Source organism: Streptomyces sp. E2N166 (assembly GCF_003671715.1).
Taxonomy (GTDB): domain Bacteria; phylum Actinomycetota; class Actinomycetes; order Streptomycetales; family Streptomycetaceae; genus Streptomyces; species Streptomyces thinghirensis.
In genome coordinates, this window is record NZ_RAIF01000006.1 from 276,269 (window position 1) to 297,312 (window position 21,044).

General features: G+C 70.8%; 25 protein-coding genes and 1 pseudogene. 13 read left to right on the forward strand and 13 right to left on the reverse strand.

All coding sequences use genetic code 11. The features are described from left to right. Positions 1-86 precede the first annotated feature (86 nt). From EBH09_RS01480 to EBH09_RS01490, 3 genes are all read right to left on the reverse strand, one after another. Entirely contained in the window at positions 87-893 is an 807-nt protein-coding gene (locus EBH09_RS01480) for a helix-turn-helix domain-containing protein (protein WP_121746174.1), read from the reverse strand. Positions 894-1,093: 200 nt separating this feature from the next. Next, on the reverse strand, positions 1,094-1,600 hold the full coding sequence (locus EBH09_RS01485) for an N-acetyltransferase (RefSeq protein ID WP_121745231.1): 507 nt from the start codon (positions 1,598-1,600) through the stop codon (positions 1,094-1,096). An 84-nt stretch (positions 1,601-1,684) separates the two neighbouring features. Continuing rightward, a complete protein-coding gene (locus tag EBH09_RS01490) occupies positions 1,685-2,029 on the reverse strand; it encodes a hypothetical protein (protein ID WP_238697142.1) in 345 nt (114 codons plus the stop codon). Here EBH09_RS01490 and EBH09_RS01495 point away from each other — a divergent pair. Continuing rightward, complete coding sequence (locus EBH09_RS01495; protein WP_121745232.1) at positions 2,028-2,468, forward strand: VOC family protein; 441 nt, start codon at positions 2,028-2,030, stop codon at positions 2,466-2,468. The genes EBH09_RS01490 and EBH09_RS01495 overlap by 2 nt on opposite strands. Positions 2,469-2,563: 95 nt before the next feature. On the opposite strand, the gene EBH09_RS01500 is transcribed toward EBH09_RS01495, so the two are convergent. The 3 genes from EBH09_RS01500 to EBH09_RS01510 all read right to left on the reverse strand — a co-directional run bounded on the left by EBH09_RS01500 (position 2,564) and on the right by EBH09_RS01510 (position 4,855). Beyond that, positions 2,564-3,019, reverse strand: coding sequence for a nitroreductase/quinone reductase family protein (locus tag EBH09_RS01500; protein ID WP_193776063.1), 456 nt, complete (start codon positions 3,017-3,019; stop codon positions 2,564-2,566). Positions 3,020-3,081: 62 nt separating this feature from the next. Next, complete coding sequence (locus EBH09_RS01505) at positions 3,082-4,245, reverse strand: SDR family NAD(P)-dependent oxidoreductase (RefSeq protein ID WP_121745234.1); 1,164 nt, start codon at positions 4,243-4,245, stop codon at positions 3,082-3,084. A 13-nt stretch (positions 4,246-4,258) separates the two neighbouring features. Further along, positions 4,259-4,855 (reverse strand): phosphatase PAP2 family protein, encoded by a 597-nt coding sequence (locus EBH09_RS01510; RefSeq protein ID WP_153182583.1) that lies wholly within the window; start codon positions 4,853-4,855, stop codon positions 4,259-4,261. Positions 4,856-4,968: 113 nt separating this feature from the next. Here EBH09_RS01510 and EBH09_RS01515 point away from each other — a divergent pair, with 113 nt between their 5' ends. The 3 genes from EBH09_RS01515 (at position 4,969) to EBH09_RS01530 (ending at position 7,831) form a co-directional block, all read left to right on the forward strand. Then, positions 4,969-5,589: an ABC transporter ATP-binding protein gene (locus EBH09_RS01515; RefSeq protein ID WP_238697144.1), complete on the forward strand. Its 621-nt coding sequence runs from the start codon at positions 4,969-4,971 to the stop codon at positions 5,587-5,589. Next, positions 5,586-6,422, forward strand: coding sequence for a hypothetical protein (locus tag EBH09_RS01520; RefSeq protein ID WP_121745236.1), 837 nt, complete (start codon positions 5,586-5,588; stop codon positions 6,420-6,422). The genes EBH09_RS01515 and EBH09_RS01520 overlap by 4 nt, the downstream gene beginning before the upstream one ends. A gap of 656 nt (positions 6,423-7,078) precedes the next feature. Then, the gene (locus tag EBH09_RS01530) at positions 7,079-7,831 is read left to right on the forward strand and encodes a DUF899 family protein (protein WP_121745238.1); all 753 of its coding nucleotides are present in this window, start codon (positions 7,079-7,081) and stop codon (positions 7,829-7,831) included. A gap of 281 nt (positions 7,832-8,112) precedes the next feature. On the opposite strand, the gene EBH09_RS01535 is transcribed toward EBH09_RS01530, so the two are convergent. Then, positions 8,113-8,685, reverse strand: coding sequence for a GNAT family protein (locus EBH09_RS01535; RefSeq protein ID WP_121745239.1), 573 nt, complete (start codon positions 8,683-8,685; stop codon positions 8,113-8,115). A 56-nt stretch (positions 8,686-8,741) separates the two neighbouring features. Here EBH09_RS01535 and EBH09_RS38440 point away from each other — a divergent pair. The 4 genes and pseudogenes from EBH09_RS38440 to EBH09_RS37670 all read left to right on the forward strand — a co-directional run. Next, positions 8,742-8,980: pseudogene (locus EBH09_RS38440) on the forward strand (hypothetical protein); the annotation flags it as partial. Between the two features lie 245 nt (positions 8,981-9,225). After that, positions 9,226-9,783, forward strand: a complete 558-nt coding sequence (locus EBH09_RS01545) for a quercetin 2,3-dioxygenase (protein WP_121745240.1) — start codon at positions 9,226-9,228, stop codon at positions 9,781-9,783. After that, positions 9,780-10,667 (forward strand): alpha/beta hydrolase, encoded by an 888-nt coding sequence (locus EBH09_RS01550; RefSeq protein ID WP_121746176.1) that lies wholly within the window; start codon positions 9,780-9,782, stop codon positions 10,665-10,667. The genes EBH09_RS01545 and EBH09_RS01550 overlap by 4 nt, the downstream gene beginning before the upstream one ends. 55 nt (positions 10,668-10,722) lie before the next feature. Then, positions 10,723-10,881 carry a hypothetical protein gene (locus EBH09_RS37670; protein ID WP_193776065.1) on the forward strand — a complete coding sequence of 53 codons (159 nt, stop codon included), beginning with the start codon at positions 10,723-10,725 and terminating at the stop codon, positions 10,879-10,881. Positions 10,882-10,939: 58 nt separating this feature from the next. Here EBH09_RS37670 and EBH09_RS01555 read toward each other — a convergent pair whose 3' ends face one another. Next, complete coding sequence (locus EBH09_RS01555; RefSeq protein WP_121745241.1) at positions 10,940-11,542, reverse strand: DUF4383 domain-containing protein; 603 nt, start codon at positions 11,540-11,542, stop codon at positions 10,940-10,942. A gap of 423 nt (positions 11,543-11,965) precedes the next feature. Here EBH09_RS01555 and EBH09_RS01560 point away from each other — a divergent pair, with 423 nt between their 5' ends. Continuing rightward, on the forward strand, positions 11,966-13,108 hold the full coding sequence (locus tag EBH09_RS01560; protein ID WP_121745242.1) for a polyprenyl synthetase family protein: 1,143 nt from the start codon (positions 11,966-11,968) through the stop codon (positions 13,106-13,108). Between the two features lie 226 nt (positions 13,109-13,334). On the opposite strand, the gene EBH09_RS01565 is transcribed toward EBH09_RS01560, so the two are convergent. Further along, on the reverse strand, positions 13,335-14,342 hold the full coding sequence (locus tag EBH09_RS01565; protein WP_121746177.1) for a MerR family transcriptional regulator: 1,008 nt from the start codon (positions 14,340-14,342) through the stop codon (positions 13,335-13,337). 170 nt (positions 14,343-14,512) lie between these two features. Between EBH09_RS01565 and EBH09_RS01570 the strand changes: the two genes are divergently transcribed. From EBH09_RS01570 to EBH09_RS01585, 4 genes are all read left to right on the forward strand, one after another. Next, positions 14,513-15,205, forward strand: coding sequence for a sigma-70 family RNA polymerase sigma factor (locus tag EBH09_RS01570; protein WP_121745243.1), 693 nt, complete (start codon positions 14,513-14,515; stop codon positions 15,203-15,205). Positions 15,206-15,210: 5 nt separating this feature from the next. Next, a complete protein-coding gene (locus EBH09_RS01575) occupies positions 15,211-16,050 on the forward strand; it encodes a DUF4397 domain-containing protein (protein ID WP_121746178.1) in 840 nt (279 codons plus the stop codon). Positions 16,051-16,078: 28 nt separating this feature from the next. Further along, positions 16,079-16,684, forward strand: a complete 606-nt coding sequence (locus tag EBH09_RS01580; protein WP_238697210.1) for a class F sortase — start codon at positions 16,079-16,081, stop codon at positions 16,682-16,684. 69 nt (positions 16,685-16,753) lie between these two features. After that, the gene (locus EBH09_RS01585) at positions 16,754-17,059 is read left to right on the forward strand and encodes a hypothetical protein (protein WP_238697145.1); all 306 of its coding nucleotides are present in this window, start codon (positions 16,754-16,756) and stop codon (positions 17,057-17,059) included. A 377-nt stretch (positions 17,060-17,436) separates the two neighbouring features. Here EBH09_RS01585 and EBH09_RS01590 read toward each other — a convergent pair whose 3' ends face one another. Genes EBH09_RS01590 through EBH09_RS01605 form a run of 4 tightly spaced genes read right to left on the reverse strand, consistent with a single transcriptional unit; the run spans position 17,437 to position 20,988 of the window. Next, complete coding sequence (locus EBH09_RS01590; RefSeq protein ID WP_121745244.1) at positions 17,437-18,450, reverse strand: pyridoxal-phosphate dependent enzyme; 1,014 nt, start codon at positions 18,448-18,450, stop codon at positions 17,437-17,439. Continuing rightward, on the reverse strand, positions 18,408-19,412 hold the full coding sequence (locus EBH09_RS01595) for a GHMP kinase (protein ID WP_121745245.1): 1,005 nt from the start codon (positions 19,410-19,412) through the stop codon (positions 18,408-18,410). The genes EBH09_RS01590 and EBH09_RS01595 overlap by 43 nt, the downstream gene beginning before the upstream one ends. Beyond that, entirely contained in the window at positions 19,409-20,218 is an 810-nt protein-coding gene (locus EBH09_RS01600; RefSeq protein ID WP_121745246.1) for a DUF364 domain-containing protein, read from the reverse strand. Before EBH09_RS01600 ends, EBH09_RS01595 begins: the two co-directional genes overlap by 4 nt. Continuing rightward, the gene (locus tag EBH09_RS01605) at positions 20,215-20,988 is read right to left on the reverse strand and encodes a methyltransferase (RefSeq protein ID WP_238697146.1); all 774 of its coding nucleotides are present in this window, start codon (positions 20,986-20,988) and stop codon (positions 20,215-20,217) included. The genes EBH09_RS01600 and EBH09_RS01605 overlap by 4 nt, the downstream gene beginning before the upstream one ends. Positions 20,989-21,044 lie beyond the last annotated feature (56 nt).

Genomic DNA, 21,044 nt, shown 5'->3' on the forward strand with positions numbered 1-21,044 from the left:
CGCTCCCTGTCTCCCTCGTTGTGCTGTGCGCTTTTCCTCCGAGCACGTGCTGGGAGGCGATGCCTCGTCTCATGGGGGACCTCGGCTCACGTCGCCAGAACCTGACGGTTCGAAGATGTCGACGGTGTCAGATCCGTGAACGAGGTCGGCCACGCGACGTCATCGATGGCGAGCCACGGCGCGGCGGCCAGGGCGGTGGGTGTCGTTCCGGTGAACGCTGCGACCTCGCGGTGGAGGTGGGCCTGATCGGCGTAGCCGCTTGCGGCCGCCACCCGGGCGGCGGCGTTGCCCGCCGCGAGGAGATGGGCGGCGTGGTCGAAGCGCACCAGCCGGGCGGCGCGCTTGGGGGTGAGGCCGATCTGGGACCGGAAGCGGGACCACAGGCGCTTGCGGCTCCATCCCAGCTCGTTCGCCAGACTGTCGACGCGCACCCGTCCCCGGCTGGTGAGCATCAGCCGCCAGGCAGCGGCCACCTCTGGATCAAGCGGCGGGCGGGTGCTCAGCCGTCGGTCAAGGGCATCCACCGCGATCACGAACCGCTCGTCCCACGACGCGGCGGCCCGCAGCCTGTCCTCGGCTCGCCCGGCGTCGCGGCCCCACACATCCTCCAGGGAGACCACCCTCCCGCTGAGGTCGGTCGATGCGCCGAGCACCGCAGCCGCCAGGACCGGCGACAACCGGATCTGGAGGCACTCGATCCCCCCGGCCGCCCGTCCTCCGAGCCGGAGATCGCCCGGTACCAGGCCAACGACCGTGCTGCCGATGTCGCGCCGGCCGGGGGTGTTGTGGACCAGGCTGCCTCCGTCGCTCAGGTCCACGAACAGGGTGACCGAGGGGTGCGCGACCATGGCGATTTCCACGCGTTCCGGCGCACGTTGGCGGAACCCAGCCATGCTGACGCCCGGCAGCCGGCCCGGCTGCCGGGGCACGGCGACTTCCACCGACGCCCAGTCAGGTGGTGCTTCGACGGGTTCCACGACACCAGGCTAGCCGGTGGATGTCAGTGGCTCGTCGCTGCGAAGTCCAGCAGCAACGACCCGGCTGATCAAGACGGCCGTTCGATCACCAAGTCCCGAGAGCGGTACGACAGCGGCTACTTGCGCGACGGGTGCTCCGGCAGGGCGAGCCAGTCCGACCAGGAAACCTCGCGGCCGAGAAAGCGCGGTCGCTCGAACGGCCAGTCAGCGACGATCCACTGCGGCACCAGCGCATCAAGGGCCTGCTCGACCGTGCTGCCCACCAGATCGTCCACCACCCACCAGGAGACCTCGCCGTCCGCGCCGGCCCTCTCCGGCGGGTCGATGTAGACGCAGCCGAGCAGAGCCGTCTCCGCCGCGTCGAACAGCGCGTAGTTGAAGGACTGGTGTGCGGCGATCTCCTTCTCGTGCCGCAACAGATCGGCCTGGTCGGCCTCGTAGGTCATGGTGGCCGCGGGCCATCCCCAAGCCGGGCCGAAGATGCTCCACAACCGCTCGCGCGAGCCCATCACAGCCGGATAGTCAAGCGGAGTGTCCGCCTCTCGGATCGGCCGCAGGTGATGACCACCGCCCGGCAGTGGTACCAGGGCAGGGTGGACGAAGTCATCGGGAAGCCAGCTCATGGCGCCCGACGGTAGCAGTGCGCGGCCGTCCGCTCCCCTGGATTTCGCCCGTACCGGGCCTCCACGGCGAACGCACCGGCGAAATCACCGACAGCCAGTGAGCCTCGCGGCGCCCGACCCGAACCGGGTCTCATGCGGCGCTTCGAGGGCCTGGCCGCCGGCGTCGACCACCCGCTGATGTACCGCGTCCACGTCGCCGCTCACCACGTAGACCGCACGGGCGCCTGTCCGCATGCGCCCGTGCACGCTGTCGGTGTGCCGGGTCGAACCGAACGCCAGCGCGCCGCCGCCGGGCCGGCGCAGCTCGGCATGCCCGATCGCGCCGTGCTCGTCAGGCGCGGCGGCGGATGTCGAGAACGAGCTACCGGCTACGTCCCAGAGGTGCCGGCAGCCGCACCCGGCGGCAGCGGGAGAAGGAGAAGCCAGCATGGCGATTCAGCGGATGGACAACGTCGGCATCGTGGTCGAGGACATGGACGCAGCCATCGCGTTCTTCGTGGAACTCGGCATGGAGTTGGAGGGCCGGGCGGAGGTCGAGGGTCCCGTCGCCGACCAGTGCACCGGGCTCAAGGGCGTTCGCTGTGACCTCGCGATGGTCAGAACCCCTGACGGCCACAGTCGGCTCGAGCCGGCGAAGTACCGCAGCCCCGCGGCGATCAGTGCCGGGCCACGCAACCAGCCGCACAACATCCTGGGCACGCACCGCGTCATGTTCACCGTCGACGACATCGAGGGCACAGTCGCCCGCCTGCGCACTCACGGCGCCGAACTTGTCGGCGAGCTGGCGCGGTACGAGGACGGCTACCGGCTCTGCTACGTCCGCGGCCCCGAGGGCATCATCGTCGGACTGGCCGAGCAGCTCGGCTGAAGGCGGGCCAGGGGAGAAACGGCTGCGTCCGACCGATCACGTATGTCTTTCCCGCGCACAGCCGTCCCGCTGTCCGCGACGCCGGCCCGGCTCCCTTACTGGTCACCTGAGTCGGCGGCGGGTGTGAGGGAGAAGACGCGGATGTGGCGGCGACTGTGTCTGACGAAGTCGTCGAAGACGGGCATGACCTTGAGGATGCGGTGTCGGGCCTCGTCCTGCTGGCGAGGTGTGAGCAGGTGGGCGTGGACGGGAATGGATGTGCCCTTCCAGTCGATCACGGCACGGGGGTCGCGCAGGAGGTGGCAGGACCAGGCCGGGTGGTGGCGCCGGCCGAAGTTCGTCGCCATGACCAGGAAGCTGCCGGAGGTGTCCTGGTCGGTGATCAGGGGGGTGAGGTGGGGTGTGCCGTCGCGGCGGGTCGTCCGCAGGACGGCGGTGGGAGACAGGATGCGGCTGGGCATCCACCGGTTCTTGGTGAGGCGGTGGGTCAGCAGGTCCAGCGGTGGGAGCAGGCGCGGCCCCCAGCGCCGCAGGAGCGGGCTGTTGCCCACGCCCGTCAGGAGGCTTCGGTGAAGGCGCGCTGCGGCTCGGGCGGCCGGGCCGCGGTGTTCGGTCATAGGTTCTCTCCATGGTCACGGGTCGGCTTGCGGCCGTCGGTGGGGAAGGGGTGGCCGGTCAGGTGTTGCGACAGTCGCCACAGGCGTTCGGCGGCGCGTGGGTCGGTGGCGCGTCGCGCCGCTCGGACGGGAACGGGTGGCCCGGAGCACTCCCATCGACCACCGGGGCCGAGGAGGTCCCCGCCGTCGATGTGCGGGTCGGTGGCGGCTCTCAGCAGTGACAGCGCTCCCTGTGCGGGAGATTGCCGGCGCGCTTGCACCCACTCCAGGGCACGCGCCTCCAGGTGGCGTGCGTCTGCGCGCAGGTCACGGGAGCCCAGGGTGGTGTTGACCAGGCCGGGGTGGGCGGCGATGGATCGCAGCGGCAGGCCGCGGGCGTCGGCGAAGGCGTGGAGGCCGTGGGTGAACAGCAGGTTCGCCAGCTTGGAGTCGAAGTACGCCGTCCATCGGTGGTAGCGGCGGGGCGCCGCCGCCTGATCGGGGCGGAAGCGGCCGAGCCAGTGGAGCACCGAGGTCACGTTCACCACCCGTGGCTGGGGCGCGTTCAGCAGCCCCGGCAGCAGATGACCGGTCAGGGCGAAGTGGCCGAGGTGGTTGACGGCGAAGTGGGCTTCGTGGCCGTCCGCGCTGCGGGTGGGAGGCAGAGCGGCGACGCCGGCGTTGTTGACCAGGACGTCCACCCGCCCGCCGGCCAGGCCAAGGATGTCCCTGGCAGCTCGGCGCACCTGCTCCAGCTGGGCCAAGTCGCACGGGACGTTGTCCATTCGGTTGCCCCACGCTCGCCGGCGCGACATTGTCGCCGCCGTGTGCCCTCGCTCCCCTGCGGCGGTGCAGAGCGTGAGGACGTGAGCCCCGTGCCGGGCCAGATACTCAGCGGCCGCCAGTCCGATACCCCGGTCGGCGCCGGTGACCACCGCGGTCCGCCCGGACAGGTCGGGAATCTCGGACAGCGACCACCCGCCCCGTGGGCGGGCCCAGCGTCGCCACGGTGGAGGAGGCACGGCAGGACCGCATCCGGACGGGGCACCAGCCCCGGGCCGGGTTCGCTGATCTTCAGTCATGCCAGGCTCAACGACGGTCGGCACCGGGAGTGGTGCCGCGATTCCGGTCGGGTGGGGAGGCGCCGGCGATGGCTGAGAGTGCGGCAGCCGGCTGTGCATGGAAGGGACCGTGTCACAGGCGCAGGTACACGGTGGCCGTGCATACCGCGGTCCCCAGACCGGCTCCCAGGAGAACCTGTGCCGGTGTGTGGACGCGCAGATGCAGGCGGGACCAGGCGATCGCCGCGACGAGCAGATACAGCACAGACCCCCGCACGTCCACCAGAAGTGTCACGAGGGTGGTGCTGGCAGCGGCGGAGCTGGTGTGCAGGGAGACGTTGCCGGTCCAGGTGCAAGCCAGCACCAGAGCGGTCAGAAGCAAGGCGGTACGCCCGAGTGCCAGCAGAGCCGGGGGCGCGCCCAGGTGTCCGCAGACCAGCCACACGGCAGCCGCAACGATGACACTCGCCCCCAGCAGCGCCAGCCGTGGCCCGCGCTGGGAGGGCACGGGACTCGGCCACCAGCCCAGGCGGGCGCCCGCGACAGCGAGAGCGGCACACAGCAGTGCCCAGCTTCCACTTCCCCCCAGCCCCCACAGCAGCCCGTAGTGACTCGGCCGGACGAGGTGCCAGCCGACTGCGGCGCCGGCGACCACCGGCAGCAGTGGCGGGGTGAAGCACGTGCTCAGCAGCCGCGCCCACCACGTCCGGTCGTATTCCACAGTGATCATCAGCACGATCGGTGAACGAGCGGTTCGCAGCGAAGTTGCACAGCCGGGCACATCCCCGCGCGGCCTTCCGCCGTTGTGCCGTACACAAGTTGGCCTTCTGGGAGGAGAGCGGCGTGGGACCAGCCACCCGACTGCACATCGACGCCGTCCACAAGGCGTACGGCCGGCGCTCCGTGCTCCGCGGCACCGACTTCACCGTGTCGGCAGGCATGCTCGCCGGAGTGGTGGGAGAGAACGGATCGGGGAAGAGCACACTGCTCCGCATCGCCGTCGGAATGCTTTCGCCCGACCGCGGAACGGTCCGGCGCTCCGGCACGCTCGGCTACTGCCCGCAGAAGTCGGTCATCAACGACACGCTGACCGTCGCCCAGCATCTGCGGCTGTTCCAGGTCGCCTACCGGCTGCCGGACCTGCACTACGCATGGGAACTGGTGGACCTGCTCGGCTTCCACGCCGAACGACGCACTCGAGCGGGTGAACTCAGCGGCGGGACCCGCCAGAAACTGAACCTGGCCCTGGCGCTCATGCACGACCCGCCGCTGCTGGTACTAGACGAGCCCTACCAGGGCTTCGACTGGGACACCCACCAGCGCTTCTGGCACCTGGCCGGACGGCTCCGCAGCCGGGGCCAGGCCGTGGTCGTGGTCTCGCATCTCCTGCACGACTTCCAGCATTTCGACAGCATCCACCACCTGCGCGAGGGCCGGCTGCATGCGGAGGCCGTGACGCGATGAAACACCACTGGACCGCTTTCACCGTCGCTCTCGGCTTCACCCTGACGGGCCACCTGCGCAACCGCCTGGCCATGAGCATGACCGCGTTCTTCATCCCCACCTGGATCTACGTGGTCCGCGCGACCGCCCTGGACAAGAGCATCACCTTCCACACCAGCGCACTCGGCACCGAGGTGACCGCCTCGATGAACCGCACGATCCAGATCTCCAGCGCGCTGCACGCCGTCACCGTCATCGCCGGCTTCATGATGTTCATGGCCACCTTCAGCGCCCGGGACATGGACCAGCGCCTTGTCCTCGCCGGCTACCCCCGCGCCCACCTGCTCGCCGCCAAGATCGTCGCCCTGCTCCTGATCACAGCGGCACTGACCTGCTACTCCACCGGCCTGCTGCTCCTGTCCTGGCCGCTGGCCCAGCCGTGGGCGGTCGCCGCAGCCCTGGCGGCGGCGATCCTGGCGTACGGCGGGCTGGGCCTCGTGGCCGGCTTCCTGCTGCGGGGCGAACTGGAAGGCTTCTTCGTCGTGGTCATGGCTACGCTGATCGACGTCGGCATGCAGAGCCCCGTCTCCAACCCCGCGGGAGACCAGACCGGGCTGAACGCCCTGCCGCTGTACGGCCCCGCCCAAGCAGCTCTTGCCTCCGCGTTCACCCCCACGCATTCCCTCACCTGCTCAGCCCGTGCCCTCGCCTGGTTCGCCGCCACCAGCGCCCTGGCCGCGCTCGTCTTCCATTTGCGCACCCGGCGCCATCAGCGCCCCATGCCCTGCGTCGGACTGGCCAGTGCCCCCACGCAGAATGAGTGCCGAGAAGGAGATCGCTCCGCTGTCTCATGAGACACAGCGAAGTCTGGTGAAGGACGGCTTCCGGATGGGACTCGCCGTCCGGGCCGGCCGGGTGGTGTCGCGGCCGCACGTGCGCTCCCTCTCCGAGCTGCGCCGGGCCGGGATGCCGCCGTGGTGAACGGTGTGCCGCCCTATAGGCTGGAGTTGCCTGTCCCACCGGTGGGCCTTCGCCCACCTACGGACCCACGCGCACCGCGTCCCAGGCCGGCATCCTGCCGACGGTGAGCGCCCCGGCCGCACGCGCGGCGGACGAGGACCGCGCCGGTTGCGACCGCGACCTGTTCCGCCAGTGGGCCGAGCCCACCGCGACGGCTGCGACGCCCGCCGGGAGATTTTCGCCGAACGGGACTCCGACGTCTCCGACCGACACGACCCAGGCCCTCCCTCATCTGTGAGATCGCAGGCCGGGCTCCGCACGAGGCACGACCGTGCCCGCGACAAGAATTGCGACGATGCCCGTGCCCACGAGGACGCATACCGTCTCGCCGGTCTCCTGGCGCTGCTCATCACCGGCAAACGCAAGGGATCCGGCTGTTGGACCGAATGAGCGAGCCGTCGAAGTGCCATTGCGTGACGCCCGGGAGCGCGGTGCGGCCTGGTCGGCATTGTGGTTGCACGTGACCTCCAGGGAGCCTCCCCTGAAGCGAATGGAGACGCTCGTGAACGATCAATCACCGAGCCCGGCCCTTCCGCCTGTGGTGGACAGAGAGACCTACCAGGAAGCGCGGGAAGCTCTGCTCGCACGGGAGAAGGCGCACACCCGTGAAGGAGACGCGATCGCGGCGGCGCGGCGGCGGCTGCCGATGGTGGAGGTCGATGCCACCATCGAGGTCATTGGCCCTGACGGACCGATCACGATCCTCGACGTGTTCGAGGGCCGCAAGCAGCTCATCGCGTACTTCCACGCCTGGTGGCCCGGACGACCCGCCGCCGGGCAGTGCGAGGGTTGCACGTTCTTCAACAGTCAGGTCCGCGAGCTGTCCTACATCCACTCCCGCGACGCCACGTACGCCACGCTCTGCAAGGGCCCATACCGAGAGAGCGTCCGCTACCGAGACTTCCTGGGCTTGGACATGCCGTGGTACTCGGTCGAGAAGACGGCGCCGCGGCTCTTGGAGGGCCGTGACTGGCAGCGTCACCACCTCGTCTGCTATGTCCGCGACGGGAAGCGGGTGTTCGAGACGTACTACACAGGCGGTCGCGGCGTCGAGGTCATGACGCCCACCCACGGGCTGCTGGACATGACCGTCTACGGACGCCAGGAGGCTTGGGAGGACTCCCCCAGCGGCTGGCCCCAGCCCTGGTACTCCGCCGAGAACCCCGAGGAGTGGCGTACGAACGGGCGCCCCATCGCCCAGTGGTCCCGCATCGAAGCCGGCCGCTCCGACGAACTGACCTAGAGGTTGTCGTTCGGCGAGATCCGAACGACACCCCTGGTCCTGCGCGTCTCGGGCGCCTCCAGCCAAGGGAAGGCTGCCCTGCTGTTGCGGTGAGTTGCGACGGCGTCGGACACCGCGGTTATGCGCGTGCGGCTGTGCCGGCTCGGTAACAGAGCGGTTCGCGGCTGCCCCACCGACGGTCGGCGACCGTGCGTGTTCGGCACGGGGATCGGGGCGGTGAGGTGGCGATCAAATGTGGACGGCGTCGGCGTCGATCGCATCACCGGCACGGCGCCGACCACTCAGTGAGCCGGGATCGGCACGGTCGACGGCCGCCACTCTCGCCTGATCAACCCGAACACCCATGAGTCGGATACCTCGCCGTTCACGACGCAGTCTTCCCGCAACGTCCCTTCACGCACGAATCCGATCTTCTCCAAAACCCGGGCAGAGGCCACGTTGCGCGTGTCGGTCTCGGCCTGAACCCGATTCAGGTCCAGCGTGTCGAACGCCCACTGCAGCAAGGCGTGCGCGGCCTCCGTCGCGTATCCGTTGCCCCACATCGCATCGTCGAGGCAGTAGCCCAACGACGCGCTGCGGTGGCCCGGGTCCCATTCGGTCAGACCGCACCAGCCGACGAAGGCACCGTCGGACGCACGGTCGATGGCCACTCGCGCCCCGGTGCCCTCGTCCGCCATCTTCCCGCAAATCGCGAGGAAGCGTTCAGCGCGAGCCTGGTCGTTCCACGGCGCGGAGTCCCAGAAGCGCATCACGTGGGTGCTGCTGTGCAGCGCGAAAAGGCGGTCCGCGTCGGCGTCGGTGAAGGGCCGCAGTCGCAGGCGAGCGGTGTGCAGTGTGGGAGTCGCCAAAGTCATGGGCGCCATACTGCATCCTCACGGGCGGGCACAGCATCGAATATCCGGCCGACCACCGGATCTTGGACGCCGACTGGGGCTCAGGGCCCCTGACCGCCGCACTGCGCGACCCCGGTGCAGTCGTCACCGGGTTCGGCGCCGGCGCCGGGATGCCGGCGCTCGCCAGGCGGAGGCTCGGTGACGACGTAGCCCTGCACCGTTGCACGCCATGATCGATGCTTCCACCAACGCCGGATTTCGTCTGTCCGTCATCAGTGAACCGCAACCTGGCCCAGCAGCCCGTAAGTTGGCTCCTCCCCCGTCCCCGCCACAAGGCTCCGCGGCGGCGGTCTCGTCACGAGTCGGCGAAGGTGGCCGCCCCCACGGCTCCTCCGACATCGCCCGCAGCACGTCGACCGCCCCACGGCCGATGCGCCGGGCCGGCTCGGACACCGTGGCGTCCTGGTCACAGCCGACAGCCTTTCTTCAGAGCTTGATTTCGGCAGCCTCTAATGTCAGGCTGCCTGACATAAGCATCAATGGTCGATCCGAGGAGACGGCATGACCATCGAATACGCCACCCGCTACCGACAGGCGTCGCGCATTCCCCCGGAGCCCGGCAAGCCGTACTTCATCGAGAAGGGCGAGGGGGACCGCGCCCACCTGTTCGGCGATCTGATCACCATCTACGCGGGCGGCGAGCAGACCGAGAACACCTTCAACTTCTTCACCGTCGAAGGCCCGAAGGGCGACATCATCCCGGCCCACCTGCACACCGACACGCACGAGGTCTTCTACATCACCCAGGGCGCCGTACGGCTGTTCGTTGAGGACACCGAGGGCAATCAGCAGGAGAAGCTGCTCACCCCCGGCGACTTCGGCTTCGTACCCAAGAACTGCCGGCACGCCTACCGCATGGAGCGCCACCACAGCCAGGTCGTCGGCGTCGCCGCCGGCCCGGGGGGCACGTTCGAGCGGTTCTTCGAAAACCTGGGCGCGCCCGCTGAGCAACTCGGTCTGCCGCACCAGCCCGTCATACCGGCGTCCCACAAGTTCGCCAGCGTTCCCGAGCAGTACGACGTGCGATTTCTGCCGGACCACCAGTGGCGGAACCGGTGACGGCAACCGGGCCCTCCCTGCGGGAACTGATCGCCGCACCTCACCCCGACCATGCTCCGTTGCCGCCCGCCGCCCCGAGCGAGCCCGGCGTACACGAACTGCGCGGCGTGCCCTACGCCGAAGTCGAAGGCGGCCGTCCCCTGGAACTCGATCTCTGGTTGCCCGGGGCCTCCCTGACAGGGCCCTTCCCGCTGGTGCTGTTCGTACACGGCGGCGCTTGGCGACGAGGCCGGCGCGACGACATGGGAATGCGCACGCGCCACTGGGCCCCCCGGCCCTTCGGACGCATCGCGGCGGAGGGCTTCGCCGTCGCCTGCGCCGACTACCGGCTCAGCGGCGAGGCCACCTTCCCCGCCCCCCTCGACGATCTGCGCGCCGCCCTGCGCTGGCTCGCCCTGCGCTCCGCCGAACTCGGCATCGACACCAGCAGAACGATCGTGTGGGGCGAGTCCGCCGGCGGGCATCTCGCCTCGCTCCTCGCCCTGACCCACTCCGACCCGCCGCTGGTCGGCGCCGTGATCTGGTACGGACCGAGCGACCTCACCACCGCACGGGGCCGCTTCACTCCCGAGGACGCCGCCACCCCCGAGGCACTCATGCTCGGTACGGCCCCGGCCACCGCCCCGGAACGTGCCCGTGCGGCCAGCCCGCTCACCCACGTGCACGCCGACGCGCCACCGTTCCTCCTCGTCCACGGCGAGCAGGACACCATGGTGCACTGCTCACACAGCCGATCCCTCGCCTCGGCACTGGAGAAGGCGGGCTCGCCGGCCGAGCTGAGGACGGTACCGCGCGCCGACCATGGCTGGCATGGGCTGCCCGATGACCAGGTGGAGGGACTCTTCACCCACTCCCTGGCGTTCGCCCGCAGCCTCGTGGTCTGACGGGCGCCTGCCGTCCCGGGTGCCGCGTACCCGGGCCCGTGGCTTCAGCAGACCGGTGATCTACACCGTGCGAACCTTCGGCCTGCCCGGGTCGGACGTGACGCTCTTCGGCGCCCTGCTGCCGGACAGCGAGCGCCGCTTCAAGGTCGCCGGCCCCGCCGCGGCATGGAGTGCGGTGTGTGCGGCAGCCGGCGCCGCGACCATCTGCCGGTAGCCGGGCCGTGGCCATGGCCGCCAGCACGGTGACCGCGTTCATGGGTCGGTGATGTGTCTCACCGCATCCCGGTTGTGGACGAACGTCGCTTCGGTGCTCGCCGTTCGACAGCACCGTCGGCACTCTGTGTGGCAGGCAGCGGACGCTTTTCCCACCCCGGGTCCGGCAGGGCGGGGGCGGGCATGCGCTCTCGCGCCGCTTCCTCGGGATGCCGGCGCTGCCAGTAGGGGTTCTCGTGTGACAGCTTGCTGGAGACCCTGCCGTACATACCGAAGGTGGCGATGACCAGTCCCATGACGAAGCTGAAGATCACGTTGGTCATGCCGAAGCCGAGGATGTTGGCAGGGCGATCCAGTACGAAGATGTGAGCGAAGCCGCTCAGGACGAAGATCGCACCGACCGTCATGTTGAGGACAGACGCGAAGTTACCGCCGATCACCGCTCCGGCGAGCAGCGCCAGACCGACGATGGTGGAGATGGTGCTGAGCGCGACGTTGGTGGTCATGCCGGCGATCGTGTCGCCCGCCGTGTTGAACGGGCTCAGCGCGTCGGCGAAGCCCAGACCTGCGAAAACCAGTAGGACGACGCCGCAGAAGCCGGCACCATAGCGGTAGACGGTGGCCAGATGGTGATCGACGGGAAGTTCGTCACTTAGCTTCATGCCCCCATTTCGGCGCATGTGCCCGGAATGGATGCGTGCCGGGTCCCCGCCGCCCACTGCCGGAACGCGGCAGCCCGCCCGGCAGCGGCCGGCATGTCCTGCCGACGGGTCGGCCACGCTCTGTTCACGCGCGTGCCCACACGGCGGGTTACCGGGCGGCCCTCGACCGGCGCCGCGAACGGCCGGCAGGCAACCACCGCGTCGCCCAGCCCGCATGCCGGCTCGACCGGTCGGCCGGCCCGGCGGACGCACGCGACCAGGAAGAGGCGCTGAGTGACACTCCGCCATGAGTTCCGCGCGATGGGCTGCCGAGGTGAGTTCGCCCGCACCGGCGCCGTGCCGGGCAGGAATCAGCGCATCCACGACGGGGCACCCGGCGGAAGCACTGACTGGCAGACAGCCGAGAGCGGGAAGGGATTGCGCATGCTTGAAATGCCGCCGACGGCGGCCGCACCGGCCGAACTCGTCGACGCCCCGCTCACCGCGCCCGACGCCACGAACGCCGTCGGCACCGTCCTCAAGCAGGTCATCGACGTACGCCTACGTCACTCGCGTGCCGTCGACCCCGTGTTCGCCGAGGAGCTGGCCGATCGCCTGGCCCGGCTGACCGAGCGGGGCGGCAAACGGCTGCGCACGGCGTTCGCCTGCTGCGGCTGGCGCGCCGGGGGCGGCTCGGGTGACACCACCGCGGTACTGCACACCGGAGCCGCCCTCGAACTGCTCCAGGCGTGCGCCCTCGTACACGACGACGTGATGGACGGGTCCTTGCAGCGCAGGGGCGCACCGGCCATGCACGTCGAACTCGCCCGCGCGCACTGGGCCGCGGGCATGCACGGCTCCGCGGAGTCGTTCGGTACATCCGCCGCCGTGCTCGCCGGCGACCTCGCACTGGCCTGGGCGGACGACCTGTTGACGGAGACGGCACTCGGCACGCCGCACGGACGGCGCCTGCACGAGGAGTGGCAGGCGATGCGTACCGAGATGGTCGCCGGACAGTACCGCGACCTGCGCGCTCAAGCCGCTCGTTCGTCCGGTGTCGACGAGGCGCTCTCCATCGCCGCCCTGAAGAGTGCCCTGTACACCGTCGCCCGGCCCCTCGCCCTGGGCGCGTCCCTGGCCGGCGCCGACGACCACGCGCTGGACGCGCTGCGGGCGGCCGGCCGATGCGCGGGACTGGCCTTCCAGCTCCGTGACGATCTCCTCGGCGCCTTCGGCGACCCGGCACTGACCGGAAAGCCGGCCGACGACGACCTGCGGTCACGCAAGCTCACCTATCTCCTGGCCGTCGCGCTGCGACTCGCCGACGCCACCGGGGACCATCACGCCGCGGCAACGCTGGCACCGGACGCGGATCCCAGGTCCGAGCACGCCGTCGAGCGGATGCGGGCGGCACTGAAGCGCACCGGTGCCCGGGACCTGGTGGAGGCGAAGATCACGGAGCTGACGGACATGAGTCTCGGGCACTTCGAGCGCACCGGCGCACCCCCGGCCGTCCGGCAGGAGTTCACCAGGCTGGTCCAGCGCGCGACGTGCGTGCCCCGGCGCCGTGCGGAGGAAGCGGCGTGAGGAGGGTACCGGGACCGACCGACCTTGTCGTCCGGGCGCCGCAGGTACGGGGACTCTCGGTCCATGATCCGCCAGACCAGGCGGAGCAAGTGCGCGGAGGTCACCGGTCGGTCCTCCCCTAACTCGCCCGACGGTTAGCGGACGCTGGGCTTCGGACACCTGTGCCCGAACCCGGCGCCCGCCGGGCGTTGCCGGGCGTCACGACCGGTCGCCGCTGGCGGTGAGGTCACGAGGACACCGACGACTCCAGGGTGGCGACGGCCTCGGCAAGCCCCGAAGGGCGCGCCAAGCCGGCCGCTGTCTGTCCGGCCCAGCCGGGACCGAGGGTCAGGACAACCGGCCCGCGACGGGCGCCACGCACTCCCCACCGCATTGCGGCCACGTGCTGGGCCAGCGGCCGGCTGGCGGTGCCGCGGGACTGCGCCCACAGCCCCACCGCGGCCGGCCCGGTCCTGCGCACCGCCGCTACGAGCGACTCGACGGGCAGGGCACCACCGAACATTCGCACGGGAACACCTCGCTCGGTCAGTGCCGCGGACAGTACCTCCAAGGGCAGCGTGTGGTTCTCCCCCGGCACGCAGGCGAGCACCGTGGTGGCGCCGGGACGGTCCGCGACCGTGTTGGGCGTGGTTCTCCGTAGCGCGCCGGAGACGTGCCAGGACAGGAAGTGCTCGACCTCGACGTACTTCTCGCCCGATGTCTCCCACTTGCGGCCGACGGCTTGGAGCGTCGGTACGATCACCTCGGTCCAGGCGGCGACCAGTCCGTGCTCGGAGATCGCCGCGAGCAGTAGTTCGTCCAGGGTTGCGGCGTCGAGGCGCAGGGCGGCACGGGCGATCCCCCTGCATTCCTGACGTGCGTCACCCAGGTGCAGCCCGCTCCCCGCCCGGCTGCGGTCCCGGGCCGTACTACGCCCTGGCTCGACAGCCGTCCGCCGGGGTGGGGCCGTGATCGGTGGCTCGTCGCTGCGCGCCATGCGTGCGGCCTCCGCCGGCGCCATCCCCGTCGCCGTCAACGCACACATCCGCTCCAGCCGGGCCACGTCCCCGGGAGCCCAGCGCCGGTGCCGGCCACCTGTGCGCGCGTCGGGGCCGAGCCCGTACCGGCGGTCCCACGTACGGACCGTGGTGGGGGCGACCCCCAGACGCCTGGCTACCTCGCCCGTCGTCAGCCCGCCGCCCGGCGGACCGTCCTCGCCGCTCAGGTCCTCACCGTTTCCCGCAAGCGCGCTCATGGACCCCATCGTACGACGCATAAACGACGCACGTTGCCTGCGTCGTTTATGCGTCCAAGACTGAAGGCACGCGCACGGCGGCCGGCGGCCAGGCACGACGAACCGGCGGACTCGCCGCTCGGTGGACGGCCTTCCGTCCCGTACGACGCACGGCAGGAAGGAACCAGGCCATGAAGACGAACACGCGACCGGCCACCGCCCTCGTCCCGCCCGTGGAGGAGACGCTGAACGAGGAGGACCTGGCCCGTGGCCTGGCCGCCGCCGACGAGGAAGCGTTCGCGATCATCTACCGGCGCTGGGGCTCGCTCGTCCACACCATGGCCACCCGGTCCCTCGGCGACGCCTGCGAGGCCGAGGACGTGACGCAGCAGGTCTTCATCGGCGCCTGGCGCGGACGGCACGGTTTCCGGCCCGAACGGGGCGCGCTCGGCGCCTGGCTGATCGGCATCACGCGCCGCAAGATCGTCGATGCGTTGGCAGCCAGAACGAGGCGTCTGGCCCTCGTCGACTCGGCCATGCACGACGCCACGCCCGCCCGGTTCGTCCAGTCGGCGCCTGACGAAGTACTGGACCGCGTGCTCCTCGTCGATGCCCTGTCCCGGCTGCCTCACGCTCAGCGAGAGGTGCTGTGCATGGCCTTCTACGAAGACCTGACACAGGTGCAGATAGCGGAACGCACCGGTGTGCCCCTGGGCACGGTCAAGAGTCACACCCGCCGCGGCCTGCACCGGCTGCGTCTGGTGATCGACCAGGCCCGCGCGCACGGCACGAACGACTGGCCGAATCGAGGGACCCATGCCGCGGGCGCATCCGTGACACCGCGGAACAGCGAAACACAACCGAGACTCCGCTCGAAGGGATGATCCCCATGATTTCCCGGACCCACATCGCCGTCGCCGCCTCGGCCGGTGCCTGCGCCCTGGCCCTCGGCGTGACCGCACCCGCCATGGCGGCTCCCGCCCAGGCACAGGACAAGGCCATGGTCTCCGTCTTCCACGGTATTCCGGGAATGACGGTCGACGTCTACGCCAACGGTGACGAGCTGCTCAGCGACTTCAAGCCCGGCACGGTCACCGATCCGCAGTCCCTCGACGCCGGGACCTACGACATCCGGATATTCGAAGCGGGCCAAGGCCCCGACGGCACACCGGCACTCGAGAAGCAGGTGAAGGTGCCTGAAGGCGGCAACGCCACGGTCGCCGCACACCTCTCCGCCGACGGCGACCCCCAGCTGACGGCGTTCACCAACGACGTCTCGAAGGTGGACGCCGGCAAGGCACGCCTGACCGTCCGCCATGTGGCGGCCGCTCCCGCCGTGGACGTACGGGCCGGCGGGCAGCCCGTCTTCACCGACCTGACCAACCCCAACGAGGACACCGCGGCAGTCGACGCGGGCACCGTGAACACCGACGTCGTCCTAGCCGGCACGGACACCGTGGCCATCGGACCGGCCGCCCTCGACCTGAAGGAAGGGACGAGCAACGTCGTCTACGCCTGGGGCAGCGCCGAGGACAAGAACCTGGCCCTGGCCACCCAGACGTTCAGCGGCATGGAATCGATGCCCAGCGGAGTGCACGCGGGTGGCGGCGGCGCCGCCGCCGCCACGCCGAACTCCTCCGACCAGTGGCTGGCCTGGGCCGCCGCGGCCGGAGCGATCACCGTGGCGGGCGTCCTGGTGGCTCGCCAGGTCGCGGGCCGACGTGGCTGACGCCGCGCGACGGCTGGCCGGACTGACGATGGCGGCTGCCGCACTGGCAGCCGTCCTCGGCGTTTCGGGGCGGACCTCGAATCCGGGACCCGCCCCGCCCGACTTCGGGTCCACGCCTTCGGGCCAGAGGGCGGCCACAGCTCCCTCGCCCGACCGCACGGAGTCACAGGCCGACACGCCCCTGGAGGCGACGCCCGAGCGCGTGCGGATCCCCGACGTCGGCCTTGACGCCCGGGTGCGGCCGGTCGGCGTTACCGAACAGGGCGCCATGACCGTACCCGAGGATCCTTCCGTGTCCGGCTGGTACCGCTACGGTCCGGTCCCGGGAAGCCCTCATGGGTCAGCCGTCCTCGTCGGGCACGTGGACAGCGACACGGGCGCCCTCGGCGAGTTCGCCGCACTCTACGAGGTACAGCGCGGCGACCGTGTCGAAGTACGGCGAGCGAAGGCAGCGCCGGCCGTCTACCGCGTCGTCTCGCGTGCCACCGTACCGAAGGACGAACTGCCGCCCTCCGTGTTCCGCCGGACGGGCGCACCGGTCCTCACACTGATCACTTGTGCGCCGCCGTTCGTACCCGAGCGAGGAGGTTACCGGGCGAACCTCGTCGTCACGGCGGAACCTCTGCAGGGTTGACAGCATTCGGTCGGATGCAGTCGGTGCGTGCACGCCGAACAGCGAAGTCCGGAAGACAGGAGGGGCACGGTGGGCCACGTGGAGCCGTCGCACCTGGCGGAGCTGGCACTCGGTCACGCGAGCAGCGACGCGGACGCCGTCGCCCTGCGGCACGTCGCGTCGTGCCGTCCCTGCCGCGAGGAACTGAAGCTGATGACCCGCGTGGTGACTGCCGCGCGTGACGCGGAGGCGTCGGACCTGCCGACCGCCCCACCCGAGCGCGTCTGGCAACGCATCGCCCGGGAGCTGTCCCATGGGGCCCACAGGCTGCCGCACTCCATTGAACAACGCCCCGGTCGGCGGCACCGGTCTCCGTGGTGGCACCGCGTGCGCTGAGCCTTCCGCCGCTGGTGTCGATGCCTAAGCCCTGCCCGCTTCCGACCCCTCCCCCGCCTGGGACACCTACGCATTCGACGAGAACTGCGCGCACGAGCACGGCCCGCTCACCGCGGTGAGCGGGCACTGAAACTCCGGGCCGGGCGCCCATGACCTCGGCGACGTTCTCCACCCGGCGTTCGGCCGCCCCGGCCTTCGTCCGCGGCGCGGGGCACCGGAGGCCGACGCACCCCACGGCGAGCTGGGCTCGGCAGCGGTCCGGCCCCCGGCGCCGGACGCCACGACGGTCCGTGCGATCGCCGAGCCGTCCTGGACCCACGAGGAACGCTGAGGCTGGGACGCTGCCCCGCCGTCACGGGGCCCGCTCCTGTGGCGACCTATCCGAGGACCGCTCCCACGGGCGCCGGTGACCCGTCCCAGCTCATACGTGACCAGGGGAGGGTCAGTTCGTCCGTGCCGCGTACCGGCCGGGGGGCCAGGTCCTCGATACGCGCGGCCTCCCGGTGCCGGGCGAACACGGTGTCGGCGTAACGGTGGCCGGTGTCGGCGGCGATGAACAAGGCGGTACGGCCGGGCTCCCCGCGGCGTTCCCACTGGGCAGCGAGGTAGGCGGCTCCGGTGGACAGGCCCGCGAACACGGCGTGCCGGCGCAGCAGGTCGACGCTGCCGGCGAGGGCGGCGTCGAAGGCGAGCCAGTGCAGGGTGTCGTAGAGGTCGTGGCGGACGTTGCCGAAGGGGATGGAGCTGCCGATGCCGGCGATGATGATCTCCGGATCGGCGACGTGCTCGCTGCCGAAGGTGACACTCCCGTACGGCTGGACGCCCACGAGTCGTACGTCGACGGAGCGTTTACTCAGGTAGTGGGCGAGGGCGCCGGTGGAGGCCCCGGAGCCCACGCCGCCGACGAGGGTGAGGGAGTCGCCTCCGGTCCGGTCGTGGATCCGTTCGGCGACGGCTTCGTAGCCGAGGTAGTGGATGTCGTCGTGGTACTGGCGCATCCAGTGGTAGTCCGGGTTCTCCCGCAGGATTTCGCGGACGCGGGCGACGCGGCGGTTCTGGTCGAGCTTGAGACTGCTGCTGGGCGGCATCTGCTCCAGGTGGGCGCCGAGTATGTCCAGTTGGATACGCAGGGTGTTGTCGACGGTGGTGGAGCCGACGATGTGGCATCGCATGCCGTAGCGGTGGCAGGCCAGGGCGAGTGCGTAGGCGTAGATGCCGCTGGAGCTGTCGACGAGGGTGTCACCGCGCCGTACGGATCCGCTGTCGAGCAGGTGGCGTACGGCGGCCAGGGCGGAGACGACCTTCATGGTCTCGAAGCGAAGGCAGAGGAGGCCGTCGTCGAGGCGTATCAGGTCCGGGCGGCCGATGGCTTCCGAGATGTGTTCGTCCACGGGAGCTCCTCACTGGTGTGGGACGCGAAGGTGGTGAAGGTCCGGGTCGGTGTGATGCCCTCGCGGTCCAGGGCACGGGTGCAGCGGCGCAGCCTGTGGTGCAGTCCGGGAGTGCGGGGGTCGTAGAGGACCCCGGCGACGTTGCCGCTGTGAGCGATCTGCACGCCGACGGCACCCGTGCTGTCCGCGATGCCGGTGAGGGCCGGGAACTCCTGGTGGCGCAGGACACGTTGGCGCAGGCGGGCGCTGGCGGTGCCGACCCGGCCGAGCAGGGCGGTGTCGACGTCTGCCACCGCCCTGCGGAGCATACGGCGCAGGTGTCCGTAGGCGGCGAGATCGTCGTCGTGGTGAAGGGCGGGGAGGGAGAGGGTGTCGATCGGTGCGCCTCCGGCGAGCGCGCACCCGACCACCACGGCGGGCGGTAGCGCGGAGCCCAGAACTTCCAGGACACGGCCCTCGCGCTGCGCGAAGAGCAGTGGGCGTGCACCGTGCATCAGGGGGTCGCTGGCGCCTTCGGCACGCACCGCGATCCGGGCGATCGTGCCCGCCGGCAGCAGCACGCCCCAGGAGTCGGCGACCGCCCGCACAGTGGCGATGACGTCACTGGTGGAGGAGCCCATGCCGAGACCGACGGGGAGGTCCCCGGTGAGGGTCAGCTCCCCGCCGCAGGGCTCCGTGTCGCGGCGTGCGGCGCACTCCCGTACCGCGAGTACGGCCGCCGCCTGCGCCTTGGTCCGGCCGGCGGGCGCCACCGTCACCTCGTCCGGCGGGCTGCCGGGCCGGTGCACGAACCGGGCGGTGCTGCCCGGTCCGTTCATGGGCAGTGTGACCAGTGCGTGGACGGCGCGACGCCGCTCGTCGAGGAAGACGCCTTGCAAGATCTCGCCGTGATGGCAGGCGGCGCGTCCGGTGCCCTCCGTGCCACGGGCTGCGGCCTCCGGCGGGCGGATGGCGGCCGTCATGCGTCGGCCGCCACCCGGTAGCGGTACAGGGTCGTGGGTTCGGCGCTGAACTGGGAGAAGGGGAAGGGCTCCGCGGACAGGGCGGTCACGCCCTGTCCGAGAAAGGCCCTTGCCACGGCGCTGCCGGTCTGGGCGTAGACCACCAGGGGCACGCCGCGTTCGCGGCAGCGGGCCAGGACGGTGTCGAAGCTGCCGTTGCTGAGGGTCATGCCGGTGGCCACGACGGCGTCGGCGGTGTCGAGGACCTCGTGCATGTCGTCGGTGACCGGGTCGCCCCATTGGGTGGTGCGCAGGTTGAAGTCGCAGAGCAGGGGATCACCGCCGCGCTCGCGGATGGCAGCGACGAGCGGGTTGACCACCCCGATCAGACCCACCCTGGCCCCGGCCTCGATGTCCAAGAGCCCGGCGATGGCTGCGTCCCGGGCCAGCGCCCGGGTCTCGGGGGTCCCGGCGGGCAGGGTGACCGGCTCCGCCTCGGTCGCCTCCCGGTGCGGTCGGGCGGCACTGAGGTAGGCGTCGAGCGCGGCGACCCGCAGCGGCCTCGGCGACTCGCGCAGCAGCGTGTCGAGCGTGGCACCGGAGGCGTCGCGGCATATGGAAGCGTCGACCTCGCCCGCCTCGAACGCGCACCCGCCGAAGGAACCACCCAGGCGGACGAGAACGTACTGGTTGAGGTAAGTGGTGTTCCCGCCGGCCAGCCGGGTGCCGTGGTGCGTCCAGAACACGCTGGTGGCGACGAGGTCGGCGGGGCGGGGGCCGTGCTCGCCGGCCAGGACGGCGGCCAGAAGTTCCTCGGTGTTCTTCATCGCTGTCCTCCGGAGCGGGGCGTGTCGTGGGTGACGCGGAAGAGGAAGGTCAGAACGCCGTCCTGCCAGTCGTGGAGATGGTCGATCCGAGGGCTGAGCCCGTTGTCCAAGGCGTGCTGGACCAGGGTCCGCAGATCCGCGGTGTTGGAGGCGATGACGTAGATCTCGCCGCCGGGGGCCAGCAGGTCCCTTTCCGCGATCTGGGCGAAGAACCTCGCCAGCAGCGGGGCGCCCACGCAGACGTTGCGTACGACGTCCGGGTCGTCGCTGACGGTCTGGCTGACGGCGGGCGGGTTGAAGGTGACCACGTCCAGCCGGGCACCGTCCGGGAGAGCGTCGAAGACGTCACTCACCGCGGGGAGGAACGCGGTTTCGGGGCGCTCGCCGACCAGGCGCCGGTAGTGACCGGTGGCGGCGGCCACACTCTCCGCGTGGACGTCGAGCGCGTGGATCTCCCGAGCGCCACGGATGCCCGCCGCCACGGCCTCGACGCCCAGGCCGACGCCCATGGCGGCGTACCGGAGGCCGCGGGTCTCGATACGGCCGTCGAGCACCCGCTCGTGGATCAGGCGGCTGGTCCAGCCGGGTATGAAGACGCCGGGCGGAACGTCGAACGTCCAGCCGTTCCACTCGTAGGTACGAGTGGTGTGCAGGTCGGCCTTGGGCTGGTTGAGGGCGATGATCCGGTCGGCGGGCAGAGGTGGGGGCAGCTGCTCCAGAAGAGCTTGGCCGATCGAGTAGCGGTCCATGGGGTCCTTCTCCTCTCGCATAACGGGGTGGTGTGCGCCCACGTCGAAGTGCGGCCTGTCCGGCGGGCGTTCACGTC

Bases quoted from the DNA above. Each gene is read 5' to 3' on its own strand.
- EBH09_RS01490 (WP_238697142.1), bottom strand. From the start codon at position 2,029: ATGCTGGCTTCTCCTTCTCCCGCTGCCGCCGGGTGCGGCTGCCGGCAC.
- EBH09_RS01530 (WP_121745238.1), top strand. From the start codon at position 7,079: ATGGAGACGCTCGTGAACGATCAATCACCGAGCCCGGCCCTTCCGCCT.
- EBH09_RS01565 (WP_121746177.1), bottom strand. From the start codon at position 14,342: ATGAGCGCGCTTGCGGGAAACGGTGAGGACCTGAGCGGCGAGGACGGT.
- EBH09_RS01520 (WP_121745236.1), top strand. From the start codon at position 5,586: ATGAAACACCACTGGACCGCTTTCACCGTCGCTCTCGGCTTCACCCTG.
- EBH09_RS01495 (WP_121745232.1), top strand. From the start codon at position 2,028: ATGGCGATTCAGCGGATGGACAACGTCGGCATCGTGGTCGAGGACATG.
- EBH09_RS01555 (WP_121745241.1), bottom strand. From the start codon at position 11,542: ATGAAGCTAAGTGACGAACTTCCCGTCGATCACCATCTGGCCACCGTC.
- EBH09_RS01605 (WP_238697146.1), bottom strand. From the start codon at position 20,988: ATGCGAGAGGAGAAGGACCCCATGGACCGCTACTCGATCGGCCAAGCT.
- EBH09_RS01560 (WP_121745242.1), top strand. From the start codon at position 11,966: ATGCTTGAAATGCCGCCGACGGCGGCCGCACCGGCCGAACTCGTCGAC.
- EBH09_RS01570 (WP_121745243.1), top strand. From the start codon at position 14,513: ATGAAGACGAACACGCGACCGGCCACCGCCCTCGTCCCGCCCGTGGAG.
- EBH09_RS01505 (WP_121745234.1), bottom strand. From the start codon at position 4,245: ATGCACAGCCGGCTGCCGCACTCTCAGCCATCGCCGGCGCCTCCCCAC.
- EBH09_RS01510 (WP_153182583.1), bottom strand. From the start codon at position 4,855: ATGATCACTGTGGAATACGACCGGACGTGGTGGGCGCGGCTGCTGAGC.
- EBH09_RS01580 (WP_238697210.1), top strand. From the start codon at position 16,079: ATGGCGGCTGCCGCACTGGCAGCCGTCCTCGGCGTTTCGGGGCGGACC.
- EBH09_RS01535 (WP_121745239.1), bottom strand. From the start codon at position 8,685: ATGACTTTGGCGACTCCCACACTGCACACCGCTCGCCTGCGACTGCGG.
- EBH09_RS01545 (WP_121745240.1), top strand. From the start codon at position 9,226: ATGACCATCGAATACGCCACCCGCTACCGACAGGCGTCGCGCATTCCC.
- EBH09_RS01575 (WP_121746178.1), top strand. From the start codon at position 15,211: ATGATTTCCCGGACCCACATCGCCGTCGCCGCCTCGGCCGGTGCCTGC.
- EBH09_RS01485 (WP_121745231.1), bottom strand. From the start codon at position 1,600: ATGAGCTGGCTTCCCGATGACTTCGTCCACCCTGCCCTGGTACCACTG.
- EBH09_RS01480 (WP_121746174.1), bottom strand. From the start codon at position 893: ATGGCTGGGTTCCGCCAACGTGCGCCGGAACGCGTGGAAATCGCCATG.
- EBH09_RS01595 (WP_121745245.1), bottom strand. From the start codon at position 19,412: ATGACGGCCGCCATCCGCCCGCCGGAGGCCGCAGCCCGTGGCACGGAG.
- EBH09_RS01600 (WP_121745246.1), bottom strand. From the start codon at position 20,218: ATGAAGAACACCGAGGAACTTCTGGCCGCCGTCCTGGCCGGCGAGCAC.